The sequence below is a fragment of the Chitinophaga sp. genome (genome assembly GCF_036569185.1).
Classification (GTDB): Bacteria; Bacteroidota; Bacteroidia; order Chitinophagales; family Chitinophagaceae; genus Chitinophaga.
On record NZ_DATCRD010000310.1, the window covers coordinates 1 to 14,335 of the forward strand.

Genomic DNA, 14,335 nt, shown 5'->3' on the forward strand with positions numbered 1-14,335 from the left:
GTTGGTACCAACCGCATGAATAAATATACCCTTGGAATGGCCACCCAGGGCTTCGCCAATTATCTCAAAAAAACCTTTACCGGCGAAATCAAGGTAGCCATTGCACACGATAGCCGCAATAACGCCCGCTTTTTTGCAGAAACCGTTGCCAACGTTTTTGCCGCCAACGATATCAAAGTATTTCTTTTTGAAAGCCTGCGCCCTACCCCGGAGCTTTCTTTCACCATCCGCCACCTGAAATGCCAGGGAGGTGTGGTGCTCACCGCTTCCCACAACCCCAAGGAATACAATGGCTATAAGGCCTACTGGAACGACGGCGCCCAGCTGGTGCCTCCACACGACAACAACGTGATCCGTGAAGTGGAAAACATCGTTTCCCCGGATGATGTGAAATGGACCGGCGGCGAAGCCAATATCACCCTCATCGGGAAAGAAGTGGACGAGGCTTACCGTAAAGAGCTGCTCAGCCTGTCCATCAACCCGGACATCAACAAACAACAACACGATCTTAAAATAGTATATACGCCTATTCACGGCACCGGTATCACCCAGGTGCCCCAGCTGCTGGAACAATACGGCTTTACCAATGTAAACATTGTACAGGAACAGGCTACCCCGGATGGTAACTTCCCAACCGTGGTATACCCTAACCCGGAAGAATCCGAGGCCATGAACCTGGGCCTTAAAAAAGCCAAAGAACTGGATGCGGACATCCTCCTGGGCACCGACCCGGATGCGGATCGTGTAGGCATTGCCGTGAAAGACCTGAAAGGCGAATGGATCCTGCTCAACGGTAACCAAACAGGTGTACTGCTGTTTAACTACATCGTGGAAAACCGCAAAAGCAAAGGCCTGGCCAAACCAAACGATTATATTGCCAAAACCGTGGTAACATCCGACCTGATCGATGTATTTGCCGCCAAAAACAATATTACCTGCTATAACGTGCTCACCGGCTTCAAATGGATCGCAGACCTGATCCGCCGTAAAGAGCCAAAGGAAAACTTCATCTGCGGTGGGGAGGAATCTTACGGCTACATGATTGGCCAGAATGTGCGCGATAAAGACGCGATCGCTTCCGTTGCCATGATCTGTGAAATGGCCGCCTATGCACGCAGCCAGGGCAAAACCCTGTTCGAGCAGCTGATCGATATCTATATACGCTATGGCTATTACATGGAAAGTTTAATTTCCATTACCAAGAAGGGCATGAGGGGCGCCGAAGAAATCGCCGACATGATGCGCGGATACCGCGAAAATCCGCCGGTTACCATCAACGGTTCACCGGTTGTAACCCTTTACGACTACCAGTTGCAGCAGATCAGGGACATCAAAACCGGCGATGTCAAAGCGCTGGACCTCCCCAAATCCAATGTACTGCAGTTTGTACTGGAAGATGGCAGCAAAATATCCGCCCGCCCTTCCGGCACGGAACCAAAGATTAAATTCTACTTCAGCGTAAACGCCCCGCTGGCCAGTGCCGGCGACTACGACAAGGTGACCGCTGAACTGAATCAAAAAATAAACGGCATTATTCAGGATCTGAAACTGAAATAAGCCCTGTCATCTGAAATGATGACAAAGCCCGGGAATGTTGAAAAATAGAACTCCCTTTTCAGCATTCCCGGTATTGTTTTGATGCCCGCATGAAAAAACCACTGCTTATCCTGATCCTGTTGCTGCCTTTCCTGGGCAGCATGGCACAAAAAAAGGTGTCTTTTTCCACTATACCCGATACTACCATCCCCTCACGCGTATGGATCCTGGGCGGCGCTACGGCAGCCCTTTATGGCGCAGGACTGGCAGCCCTCAATACCGCCTGGTATAAAGGATACCCCAGGTCGGGCTTCCATTTTTTTAATGATATGGGAGAATGGAACCAGATGGATAAGGCCGGTCATGTTTTCAGCGCTTACTTTATTGGTAAATACAGCCGGGAGATGTGGCGCTGGTCGGGACTACCACGAAAAAAACAGATCTGGATCGGTGGCCTGAGCGGGTTTGCCTACCAGTCGGTCATAGAAGTGCTGGATGGCTACTCTTCTGAATGGGGATTTTCCTGGGGAGATATGGGCGCCAACGCCATTGGTTCGGCCCTGCTCATAAGCCAGGAGCTGGCATGGAACGAACAACGCATCCAGCTTAAATTTTCAGCGCATCCCCAACATTACGACGACCCCGTGCTGCAGCACAAAGCGGATCAGCTGTTTGGTACTACGTTCTGGGAAAGGACCCTGAAGGATTATAATGGACAAACATACTGGTTATCCGTAAACCTCTATTCTTTCCGGAAAGAAAGCCGATTGCCCAAATGGCTGAATATTGCGGTGGGATACGGTTCGCAGGGAATGATAGGCGGCCGTGATAACACCTGGACCGATGAACACGGCATCCCCCGCGACTATAGCCAACTTCAGCGTGTGCGGCAGTTCTATCTTTCACCGGATGTGGATTTCACTAAAATACCCACCCGCAAGAAAGGCGTTAAAGTAATTTTCCAGGTATTGAATATGCTGAAGTTCCCGGCGCCCACCTTTGAAATCAATTCAAAAGGGAATGTAAAGCTACACGCCGTTTATTTCTGATCCCCTATTCAAAATAAGCGGATACAATCTCCTCCCCGTTCATCTCCACCAGCACCATATCCTGTAAAGTGGTGGCCAGTGAATACCCGACAAAATCAACGGATAAAGGGAAGGACTTATGCTTACGGTCTACCAGCACAGCTGTCTGGATCTTCTTAGGCAGGAATTCCAGCAGCGGTTTCAGCGCATACAGCATGGTACGGCCGGAGTTGGCCACATCATCTACCACTACTACCACTTTATCATTAAAATCTATTTCCTCGGATACAACTACTTCACCGGGGTGCTGCTTATCCAGGCGCAGTTCTATGATCCGGATCTTCAGGGGAGATATCTGCTCCAGGATAGCTGCCAGCTTATGAGCGATGATCACGCCGCGGTCCCAGATACCGGCTAATATAATATCGGTACCATCGCTATTGTGCTCATAGATTTCATAAGCGATACGTTCAATTTTCTTTTGAATGATATCCTGTGTTAGAATGATGTTCCTGCTTTCCATGATTGCAAAAGTAAGCAATTAGCCATTAGCAGTCAGCACCCGGCAAAAAAATCAGATCCTCCAATGCTTATCCCCAACAACCGATAAAAATAAAAATCAAACTAATCAGCATAATCAGCATAATCCTGAGTCAGACAAAATTCGCGTTGATCGCCGGAGGCGATCCTGCGTTTAAGTAAAAAAGGCATAAATTAGGGAGTCAAATCTGAGCTAATGCGAATCGTACAAGAATTATTATTTGTGATCCTATTCGGAACCGCCGTGTATCTTTTTGCCCAAAAGGCAAGCCGGATAAGGAAAAACATATTGCTGGGACGTGATAAGGACCTTACCGATCACCCGGATCAGCGGTGGAAAAATCTCCTGCTGCTGGCTTTTGGCCAGAAAAAAATGTTCCGGAACCCACTGGTAGCTGTACTGCACTTTTTCGTATATGCCGGTTTCCTGATCATTAACATTGAAATCCTGGAAATCATCCTCGACGGTATTCTTGGCACACATCGTTTATTCGTTCCCGTATTGGGCGCCATTTACCCCGTGCTTATCGGGTTATTTGAAGTGCTCGCCGTACTGGTTATTACCGGTTGCGCTATTTTCCTGGTGCGCAGGAATATATTAAAACTGAAACGCTTCATGGGCCGGGACCTGAACGGGTGGCCCCGGTCGGACGCCAACTATATCCTGATCACGGAAATAGTGCTGATGCTGCTGTTCCTCACCATGAACACCGCCGACCAGGCCCTACAGGCCAAAGGTGCTGAGCATTATGTGGCTACCGGCAACTTCTGGGTATCAGGTATGTTTACCCCCCTGCTGAGCGGTATGTCTGAAAGCGCGCTCATAGCGCTGGAACGCGGTTGCTGGTGGCTGCACATCATTGGCGTGCTGGCCTTCCTCAACTACCTGCCCTACTCCAAGCACCTGCATATTATCCTTGCCTTCCCGAATGCATACTATGCCAGCCTGGAGCCTAAAGGCGAAATGGAAAATATGCCTGCCGTACAGCATGAAGTACAGCTGATGCTGCAACCGGAGCTGGCTGCCAATGCGCCCGCCTCCGATACCATGCCTAAATTTGGCGCCAAAGACGTAACAGACCTTACCTGGAAAAACCTGCTGGATGCCTACAGCTGCACAGAATGCGGCCGCTGCACCGCTGCCTGCCCGGCCAACATTACGGGCAAACTCCTGTCGCCCCGCAAAATAATGATGGATACCCGCGACCGCCTCGAGGAAGTAGGCCGCAACATCAAAGCCAACGGCGGCACGTTTAAAGATGATGGCAAGGCACTGCTGCGCGATTACATCCTGGAAGAAGAACTGCGTGCCTGCACCACCTGCAATGCCTGTGTACAGGAATGCCCGGTGAGCATTAACCCGCTGGATATTATCCTTCAACTGCGCCGCCACCTGGTAATGGAAGAATCCAGCGCACCAGCCGAATGGACAGGCATGTTCAGCAATATTGAAAATAATATGGCCCCCTGGAAGTTCAGTATGGACGACCGGGATAAATGGACCGGAGAATAAAAAACATAAAAAATAAGTAAGGTGTCTCAAAACAGAGGCACCTTTTTTTTGGGGTTTAAGCCAGGTTTGCTGCCATAGCCCGGGCACACCAGTTGGCACCGTAGCACTAACTCCTAAAAAAACCTTTCGGAAGGGTAAATTTTCCCACTTCATGTCTCATCTATTATAGAAAGACAAACATCAGTCGCTTTATCCAAAAAATCTGGGAAAATGTTTACAAACAAAAAAGTTATGAAAAAAACACAATTAGTCACACTCATAGGCTGCGCTTTGAGTATATTTTCTTGCTCCAAACAAGATATCGATAAAATAATTGGCAAAACAACAGCAGACGGGGTTTCACATTATTTAGAAAATCTGAAAGCATATAAAGCGAGCCCACATCCATTAATGGCAGGCTATTTCAATAAATTAGAAGAAACCGGCGACCAGAAGTTTAGTAACCTTGGCAATATACCGGATAGCGTTGATATCGTCGACATATTCACTAACATGCACCGTAGTAACGAAAAGCTATGGGCGAAAAAAGAGGCTATTAAAAAAGATATAGCACTTCTACAGGAAAAGGGGACCAAAGTAGTTAATGGTTTCTGGATGACTGACTACACACGATACAAACACGCAGACGGTACCCCTCTCGGAGATAACGAAAAGGATTATGCCTTCTTTGCAGATAGCATATATTTCTATTGTGCTGAATGGGGGCTGGATGGCATTGACATAGATATGGAACCTGATATAATTTATCCAAAAGCAAAAACAATTGGAATATTGAATGCTTTGAGCAAGCGTTTTGGACCACAATCACGCAATAAGAACCTCTTTATATTTGATACGGACCAGAGAAGCGGATCCCCTATATATAATATTTTTAATGAGACTAAAACGAATTATGACTATGTATTCTTCCAGGCATACAATTGCTCTGGTGACGCCTGGTATGGTGACTCCGCAGTGCTGACAGCTACCATGAACAGTTACACTAAAAATTTTGATAAGAAAAAGTTCTTAGCTTTTACCAATGGACAGAAAACATGTGCCTGGGATATAAGTAATTTCTCTGGAGGAAGCAGAGCACAAATAGTAGAATATGCAGACTGGGCTGTTAAAAATAAGGCGGGTGGTATTGGTGTATATGGAATCAATTACGATTATAACAACAATAACTATCAAAATGTAAAAGCTGCGATTAAATTAATGAATCCCTAGGGTTACAAAATGTGTCAGCTAATAATATTACCTGATTAAAAAAGAGGCCGTCTCACTGAAGTGCCCAAAAAAAGTTAGACACTTTTGGGGCACTTCAGTGAGACAGCCTCTTTTAATTCGCTCTTATAATCACATCCTTCGGCGCACCGGGAATACCATTTACCTGTTTGGTGGTTTCTCCATTATGCCCCGTACCAACATTCAGGTAATAAATACTACCGGGCACTCCTACCAGTAACTGGTTACCATTCTCCAGCAGTTTCAGCATCGTAACCGGTTTGCCGCCAAAGGCCGAAGCCAGTTCCTTCACATCTTTATTCAATGGGTTATACCGGTATACCTTATCTCCCTGCGAAAAATAAAATACCCCAACAGGCGATTCTGCCCATAATGTAGCGGCACTGATCTTATCTGCAATAACAGGCTTTCTTTTTTCCAGTGCATGGAACACAGGATCTCTATCCGTTCTGAAATCTACGCCAAACCTAAGCTCCCTGATCTGGCCGGCGCTGTCGCAAAACGCATAGCATTCGTTATCTTCAAAACGGCCCAGATGCAGCACATCCATCTTGAGGTTCTTAGGCGTAAACGCAGAATCCTTTACGATATAATTGGTATCAAGATAATTTCCCCAATCCATTCTCACCAGCTTCTTTTTTGTTTCCTCAAAACCCAGGAAATAACCCCTGTTATCAGGATCGCTGGCAATAATAGTGGAAGCCAGGCTGTAAGTGCCGGATAAAGGTATGCCCATATAGCCGTAGTAAGTAGCAAATGGAGCAGTTTCAGTAGCGCCGCGGTATAATTGCTTATTGATAATACCTGCGGGCACACCAAGACTGGTAGGAACAAATGTAGACACCTGCAAAGGGCCTGGATCTGAATAAAAATTCTGCGCCAGTGTTCTTATCCTGCTTAAATTATTCGGATCAATATAAACACCTCCTGTTTTAAAGGTAGCCCAGTAACCCGTAATGAGATTACCATAGTTAACATTCTTCATCATGGTAAGCTGCAATGCGCCGGCAGGGAGGGTATCGTGATTGATATTGGTATATACATCGGGTTGTACGGTACCATCTTCCTTAATAAAAGATATTTTGGAAGAAGTAACGTCATCGCTCAGCACAATGGTACCACGGGTAAATGCAGCCGTTCCGTTGATCACGAATTTATAGTAGTACTTCATCTCCGTAACGCTATCATACACGATATACAATGCAGGATAACGCGATGCGCCCAAACCGAATACAATACGCAGTTCCTGGCCGGTGTAATCCTGTGAGCCCATCTGCCCGGGAACGGAGATCTTCCATAATCCCTGGTAATTTTTATTACCGGAGGCCAGCACTACTTTAGGCGATATAATAAAACTATCGCCCACTACAGCGGTATAGGCAGTATCCAGTTGCGTGATCACCGGCTCTGCCAGCGGGTGATAATCGTAATTGCCTTTGTCTTTGTAGCAGGCGGTGAACAATACCAGCATGCCAATGATATATAGAAATGTATGTTTCATATGCGATTGCGATTTTGGTTATTGTGGTACTATCCGGTTACCGTGTTCATCATGGAAGTAATACCTGCCATCAGAGGCGCTATATTCCAGCGGATATTTTTTATTCAGATTACCTGTATTATAGAAATAATAAGTGCCATCGGGCTCCCGTCCTATCGCATAGCCTTTGTCTTTATAATCAGCAGTACGGGTAATAGGATCCATCATAAAGGCGCGGAACTGGCGCAGGTAAAACAACGTTTTGGGAGTGGATTGCCAGTCGCTGTTATCCAGTTGCAGTTCAGTGGTACCGGAAGTACGGATAAACAGCTCGTGCTTCACGCGGGAATAAACGCCCAGCTCACCTTCCCATACCGCCCACCACAGCGGTTGTTCCAGCCGGTTGGAAAAGGTAACCTTTGCCGTATCATAGGAAGGGAAGTCGTTACCAAAAGAAGAAGAAGCTATTATCTTCAGCTTAAGCACTACGGAAGTATCCAGCAGCAGCGGATCAGTTCCGTAAATAATAAGTGGCAGGTAAGCCTTGCCTGAATCCGCAGGGATCTTATACGCGGTGTCCAGCGCCTTGTAATGCAGGCCCGCCGTGGCAGTAGAGCCATTGGCCACTATGCTGGCCTTAAACCACCTGTCGTACGGCGTCCGTTCCCCGGAAATCCTTACCGGGAGCAGAAGGGTATCTACTGATCTTTCAGGGAAAAGGGCAAAAGAAAAAAAGAAGCTATCTACCCTGGTACTCTTTTTATCATCAGTAAAATCAAAATAAACATTACTATTCTCACGGAACATCAGGTCATCCTGCTTTTTACATGCCATCAGCAGAAGACAGCTGAACATACTTATCGCTGTTATCTTTTTCATGTACAAAATTTTATCGGTTACCGTATGCGATTTCATCATCAGGAAGCGGCAGCACAAACACGCCATCTGAGGCAGGCGCCGGCTTTCCGCCCAATCCAAGTATGGGCCTGTTCAGGCGTTTGTACATATAAAACAGCTGCCCTTCTCCATACAATTCCTTACGGGCTTCCTTCAGCAGTTCGGTATAAAAGCCCTGTGCATCTTCCGGACCGCTGTATGGCCCGATGCCGCGGTGCAGGCGCACTTCATTGAAATAGTCCCATGCTTTGGCAGGATCACTGGCAAAGGTGCACTCCGCAGCGATGTAATAAATCTCGCTCAGGCGCAACGCCGGTCCCATCAGGTAATGCAGGTTATCGTCTGTACGTTTGTATTTTTCCAGTTGCAGGTAAGTGACCGAGCTGACTGATTGCTCGCTGAACCACTGCTTAAAGCGAAAGTCCTCCCCGCCCACTCCTGCTACTTCATAAATATTCTTTCCTTCTGTGGCAGATATAAACAATCCCTGCCCGTTGCCTTTCCTGAACAGGTCGTTCATGGCATCCTTACGGTTGGGCATGTAAAAACCAAAGATCAGTTCCTTATACAGGATCCTGTCTTTCTTTGCATCATTGCCGTTCATGAAGTCTTCCTGCCTTGTCCATGGGAATTTTTTGGCATTAATGATCTCAAGCGCATTCTGCAAGGCGTTCACCTTATCATTCTTATACAGGTACACTCTTGCCAGCTCGCCACATACGGCGTAGTAATTTAAACGGTGCCGGCGCTGTTGCACAAACATCTCTCCCTGATCTTCCGTGGTAGAGTCTGCGATCATGTAGCCCACTTTGTAACCGGGATTTAAGATCGGGTCTGTGCCACGTAGTATTGCTTTTGCTGTGGTGAGATCTTTGATCACAGAATCCAGCAGGGCTGTAACGGTTTGCATGGGAGCCGCATTCTTTGAAAACTCTGTTACATAAGGTACTCCGTTGGCGGCCGGTTTACTGGCAAATGATGGCGCGAATAACCGCAACGCATCAAAATGGCACCAGGCGCGCATTGCCAGCGCTTCTCCTTTGATCAGCCCATAGTTAACATTGGAGAGGATACTCTTTTTCTGATCTACTTTAGAAAGAATCAGGTTGCTGTTGGCAATCACTTCATACAATCTTTGCCAGATCTTATCTTTCCTGTTTATCAGCTCTTTGTCTTTATAATTATACATAGCAGCCTGGCGGTAACCGGCATTATCGGTAACAGGAACGGAGTAGTTCTGCGCCAGCACATCCGGCAATCCGCCCATCAGCTCCTTACCATAGATATCTTCATTTAAGCACAGGCTGTAAAGCCCGTTCACGGCATCTTTGAAGCCATCTTCTGTCTGGAACAGCTCATCTCCGGATACTTCCGAAATCGGTTTTATATCCAGCCATTTACTGCAGGAAGTAGCAAATAATAAAATGAGGACTAAATATCTTTTCATAAATAATGATTTAGAACCTTGTTTGAAGTGAAAAAGTAAAGCTCCTGGCAAACGGGTAGTCAATACCTCTTTCCGCTTCTACGGTAGACCAGTAGCCGATATCATTCATATTGAGCGACACGCGCAGGCTCCGCATTTTCAGGCGGTTGTAGAAAGTAGCAGGCGCTTCATAAGAGAGATAAAGCGATTTAAATTCCAGCCTGTTTTCTTTTTGCACAAAGCGGGAAGAAGCCCTGGTAAGCGTTTGGTCGGCAATATTCTTGTAGAAGGTAACATCGCCTGGTTGCTTCCAGCGGTCGGTTAATACGCGGGAATCCACATTAAACCTTGGATCTGCATTTTCCACGCGGTCCAGTAAGGTCTGGTTATAATAATCGCCACCGAATTTAGTATAGAAGCTCACCTCCAGCATCCAGTTCTTATACACCATGTTGCCGCCAAAAAAGCCTTCCAGCTTTGGCGTCTGATCACCCACCGGTACCGTATTCTTCACATCATAGATATAGGTTTTGGTGCCATCCGGGTTCAGGAAAACTTCTTTACCGTTTTCCGGATCAATACCCAGTGATCTTACTGCGTAAATAGTGTTCATGGACTGCCCCTCCTTGTAACGCAGCAACGATAAGGATTTCAGTTCATCTTTTTCATTCTGCTGTTTATCAATATCATCGTTGTATGCTTTCAGTGCATTGGAAATTTTGGTGATCACGTTGGTGTTATGCACCATATTGGCATAAAGGTTTACCGACATCTCCCGGTTACGGTATACGTTGCCGCGGATGTTGAATTCGTAGCCCTTGTTCACCATTTCCCCCAGGTTCTCCTTATACTGGTAAAAGCCGGTGGAAGGCGCTACATTGATGTCTGCCAGCAGGTCTTTGGTGAGCTTATAATAGTAGCGTGGCGCTATATACAGTCGGTCGTGGAACAGGCCCAGTTCTGCACCGAGATCGTAGTTCTGTGTGCGTTGCCATTTCAGGTTGGAGTTACCATACGCTTTAAAATGCGCACCTACACCGGTAGAGTACCAGTCGCCGGTATAATACTCATATGTAGTGTTGGACAGATAGGCAGGGAAAGATACTTCTCCTGTTAAACCGGTGGTAGCCCTCAGTTTCAGTTGCGAAACGATGGTATTGCGCAAGAACTTTTCATTGTGAAGATTCCATCCCAGTCCGTACGACCAGAAAGGCGCCATACGCGCATCTACACCAAATTTAGAAGACCCGTCCACGCGCAGGGTAGCGTCCATCAGCAGGCGGTTCTGGTAGGAATAGTTAATGCTTCCGAATGCGCCGGCCAGGCGTTCTTCATACGTTTCACCCGTAGGGGCTTTGTCTCTTTCATACGTCCGCGCGAAGGTGATATCTGTAAACCTGTCGTTGGTAAAGCCCTGCGCCTTAAAAACCTTCAGCGAGCTTTTTGCATCCTGCATATTGAGGCCCAGCGAGGAGTTAAAGAAGTGATCCCCGATCCCTTTGTTATAGTTCAATACCAGGTTACCATTGTACTGGATCTCGTCACGGTCGCTGAAAGTATACGTACCACGGTCTTTCAGGTCATCCCCTTTTTTATCAAAGAAGTCGTTGCTATAGGGAGAAATAAACTGATCCCCGGTGGAGCGCCGTTTTGTTAAGCTGAAATCGCCCCGCAGCCTCAGTGTGTTGGTGATATTATACTCTGCGGAAAATGCGTCTGTAAATTCCAGGTATTCCGATTTGTTGAAACTGGCCAGTGTAGCTTCATACATGGGGTTCAGCACGGTATTGAGCTTCATGCCGTTGGTCTGGTAATCGGGCACATTCCACCTGTCCAGTTCACGCAGCAGTTTGCCGGTAGAATCCGTTTTAGGGAAATAAGGATTCATGCGGGCATAGGTAGAAAATTCACGGTATGGGGATTCGCGCCCATTCACCTGTGAAACGGTGAACTGGTTGCGGAACAATACTTTATTATCCTTCAGGCTGTATTGCAGGTTGGTAGCAAGGCTGTAGCGATCGCGCCCGGAGCCTTTCATAACACCGGCATTGGTTTGGTAACGGCCATCGATGATGTATTTGAGCGCCTGTGATCCTCCTTCCAGGGTTACCGAATGTTTATGACCAAAATCGGTGGCCAGTGGTTGCGACAACCAGTAGGTGTTTACTCCTGCCAATACATTCCTGCGTTTGGCGTAGTACTGCATCTGCAAATCGTCCGGCGACTGCCCCAGGGCATTTTCGTATACCCCTGACAGTCTCTCATACTCCAGCTTGTCTGCTCCGTTGAGCAGGTGATAGGCAGTGAGGTCCGGCGTAGTAACGTTCAGTTCATAGCCATAGGTGAGCGACAGCTTTCCTTCTTTCGGCGGGCGGGTAGTGATCACCAATACGCCATTGGCTGCACGGGAACCGTATACAGCGGTAGCAGCGGCATCTTTCAGGAGCGTTACTGCGGCGATCCTGTTGGGATCAAGGTCATATACAGATTGTACCGGTACAGGGTAGCCGTCGATCACAAACAACGGCAGGTTGGGTGTGCTGTTGATCTGGTTGCGCGTAAGCTCCGTTGTTTTACCGGTAGGCAACGCGGTAGTGCCTCTTACATTGATGTTGGGCAGGGCGTTGGGATTGGAGCCGGAGAAGTTGTTCTCCACGAGCTTAAAGGAGGGATCAAACGATTGGATGCTGGCCAGGATGTTCTGCGGGTTAAAACGTTTTAGCTCTTCTCCCGTAATAGTAACGGCCGACCCGGTAAAATTATCTTTCTTGATATTCTGGTAACCGTTTACTACCACATCTTTCAGCGACTGCATATCCGTAAGCAGGGTAACGGCAAAAGTGGTACGTTTTCCGGTTTTTATTTCCTGTGTTTTAAAACCTATGTAGCTGAATACCAGTATAGCGTTATCGGGTACATCCTTCAGTTCAAAACGCCCATCGGCGTTGGTTTGCACGCCAATGCGGGTACCTTTTACTATCACGGTTACGCCGGGAATGGGCACCCCGTCTTCCTGTGTAACCTGGCCTTTCAGCGGTGGTTGCGCAGGCGTTTCAGGCATATGGGCTGCCGTTTCGGTGATGATGGCAGTAGCCGGTACAGCGGTTGTTTCCTGTTGTTTAGGACCGGGGGCTGGCTGCTTAACCGGTTCTTTCCGGAAAATGATATAATTGTTTGTTCCTGCTTCTTCCACTTCCAGGTTTAAGGGCGACAACAAGCGGTGCAGGTAATCCTCCATTTTAACCCCGGCTGTTTTAGGCGCCGGCACAGTTGCTTTCAGGTCTTTAATGGTGTTGCCGGTGTAGTTGATGCGGATCTTGTAGCGATCTTCCAGTATGGCAAATACCTCCTTCAGGGGAAGCAGCTGTTGCTGGGTAACCGGTTTGGCGGCGGCATACAATTTATCGTGCTGACGATGCAGGGGCGCCGCTGAAGCGGGCAACACACAAAGCTGTAGCAGCAGGGCCATAGCCATGCTTCCGCCAGCACGCCTGGCGTAAAATTCTATCATAGCAATAGATTAGGTTGGTTGAATAATTCTTACCTCGTTATTATGGCTGATTATAATTTCATTGGTACATAAGCTCCCCTCCCGGATGCGGCGGGCAGGGCATTGTTTATAATATCAGTTAAATACTACTCTTGGTTGATCCTATATGTATGAGCGCCCGTTTTTGTAACGGTTACCTGTAACGACCTGGATAATGTTTTGAAAAATACGTCCACATTATCTGTAGGTACTGTTCCTGTAAATGTTTGCCGGCCCAGGCTTTCTTCCTGTAGCTCAATAGTGATGCCCAGGTTGTCTTGCAGGGATTTAATTACTTCCGTAATTGGCGTATCTGTAAACAATAGCTTTTTACTTTGCCAGGAAGAATAAACTTCCGGGTCTACTTTTTTATTGGTCAGCTCATTGGTGGTGGCTGAATAAGTGATCATATCTCCCGGCTTCATGATAATAGGCGCTGCCGTATCGTGCCCGTGCGGGCGCAGCGCCAGTTTTACCACGCCGTTGTTTAATACCACCTGGGTTTGCACCCTCCGGGTATTTACATTAAAAGCGGTGCCTGTTACCTGCACGTCCATATCGCGTGTATGTACTATAAAACGCTGGTGATTACGTTTATGCGTTACCGTAAAAAATGCTTCTCCTTCGATCCATATTTCACGGGCATCTTCCGAATTCCATTTATCTGCATATCTCACGGAAGAATTAACATTCAACCGCACTTCCGAGCTGTCTGGCAGCAATATGGTTTTCAGTTCCCCCATGGCAGTGGCCTGGTGTATTTCCCCGCCGGAGAACAGGAAAAAAGCGGCTGCATACAATACTGCAATACCAGCCAGTACCGCCGCATAAGGCAGCCATCGCCTGCTTTTCATGGTATTTACTACCGGTTGCAGGGCAAAGATGCCTGGTTTGCCTGATTGCGCTGTTTTATCGATCGTTTGTATAATGCGGTTCCAGGTATCGGTTGCGGCATCGGCGCCCGGGACCCAGTCGGGTGCGCCTATTACCCGCAGCCATTGCCTGGCCTGCATCACTTCTTCACGCTTATCCGGATTACTGTGCATCCATTCCTCCCAGAAAGCGGCGGCCCTGGCGTCATTGTCCAGCACCCAGCTCCGGAAAGAAGATTCCTGCATAAAATCTGAAATAGTGAATTCCCTGAATCTCATCTTCAATA

General features: G+C 47.4%; 10 protein-coding genes. 4 read left to right on the plus strand and 6 right to left on the minus strand.

Annotation, left to right across the window (positions count from 1 at the left end; all coding sequences use genetic code 11):
- Both VIM72_RS23930 and VIM72_RS23935 read left to right on the plus strand, forming a co-directional pair.
- Window positions 1-1,557: phospho-sugar mutase (locus tag VIM72_RS23930; RefSeq protein WP_332005343.1), on the plus strand; the 1,557-nt coding region annotated here is incomplete at its 5' end.
- Between the two features lie 89 nt (window positions 1,558-1,646).
- Complete coding sequence (locus tag VIM72_RS23935; protein WP_332005344.1) at window positions 1,647-2,585, plus strand: DUF2279 domain-containing protein; 939 nt, start codon at window positions 1,647-1,649, stop codon at window positions 2,583-2,585.
- Between the two features lie 4 nt (window positions 2,586-2,589).
- On the opposite strand, the gene VIM72_RS23940 is transcribed toward VIM72_RS23935, so the two are convergent.
- Complete coding sequence (locus VIM72_RS23940) at window positions 2,590-3,087, minus strand: phosphoribosyltransferase family protein (protein ID WP_332005345.1); 498 nt, start codon at window positions 3,085-3,087, stop codon at window positions 2,590-2,592.
- A gap of 213 nt (window positions 3,088-3,300) precedes the next feature.
- Between VIM72_RS23940 and VIM72_RS23945 the strand changes: the two genes are divergently transcribed.
- Both VIM72_RS23945 and VIM72_RS23950 read left to right on the plus strand, forming a co-directional pair.
- The gene (locus VIM72_RS23945; protein ID WP_332005346.1) at window positions 3,301-4,617 is read left to right on the plus strand and encodes a (Fe-S)-binding protein; all 1,317 of its coding nucleotides are present in this window, start codon (window positions 3,301-3,303) and stop codon (window positions 4,615-4,617) included.
- A 231-nt stretch (window positions 4,618-4,848) separates the two neighbouring features.
- Entirely contained in the window at window positions 4,849-5,826 is a 978-nt protein-coding gene (locus tag VIM72_RS23950; RefSeq protein WP_332005347.1) for a glycoside hydrolase family 18, read from the plus strand.
- Between the two features lie 112 nt (window positions 5,827-5,938).
- Here the strand turns inward: VIM72_RS23950 and VIM72_RS23955 are convergent, their stop codons facing one another.
- From VIM72_RS23955 to VIM72_RS23975, 5 genes are all read right to left on the minus strand, one after another.
- Window positions 5,939-7,345, minus strand: a complete 1,407-nt coding sequence (locus VIM72_RS23955; RefSeq protein ID WP_332005348.1) for a PKD-like family lipoprotein — start codon at window positions 7,343-7,345, stop codon at window positions 5,939-5,941.
- Window positions 7,346-7,363: 18 nt separating this feature from the next.
- A complete protein-coding gene (locus VIM72_RS23960; RefSeq protein WP_332005349.1) occupies window positions 7,364-8,203 on the minus strand; it encodes a DUF4843 domain-containing protein in 840 nt (279 codons plus the stop codon).
- A 10-nt stretch (window positions 8,204-8,213) separates the two neighbouring features.
- Entirely contained in the window at window positions 8,214-9,668 is a 1,455-nt protein-coding gene (locus VIM72_RS23965) for a RagB/SusD family nutrient uptake outer membrane protein (RefSeq protein ID WP_332005350.1), read from the minus strand.
- 10 nt (window positions 9,669-9,678) lie between these two features.
- On the minus strand, window positions 9,679-13,158 hold the full coding sequence (locus VIM72_RS23970) for a SusC/RagA family TonB-linked outer membrane protein (protein WP_332005351.1): 3,480 nt from the start codon (window positions 13,156-13,158) through the stop codon (window positions 9,679-9,681).
- Window positions 13,159-13,283: 125 nt separating this feature from the next.
- Complete coding sequence (locus VIM72_RS23975; protein ID WP_332005352.1) at window positions 13,284-14,327, minus strand: FecR family protein; 1,044 nt, start codon at window positions 14,325-14,327, stop codon at window positions 13,284-13,286.
- Window positions 14,328-14,335 lie beyond the last annotated feature (8 nt).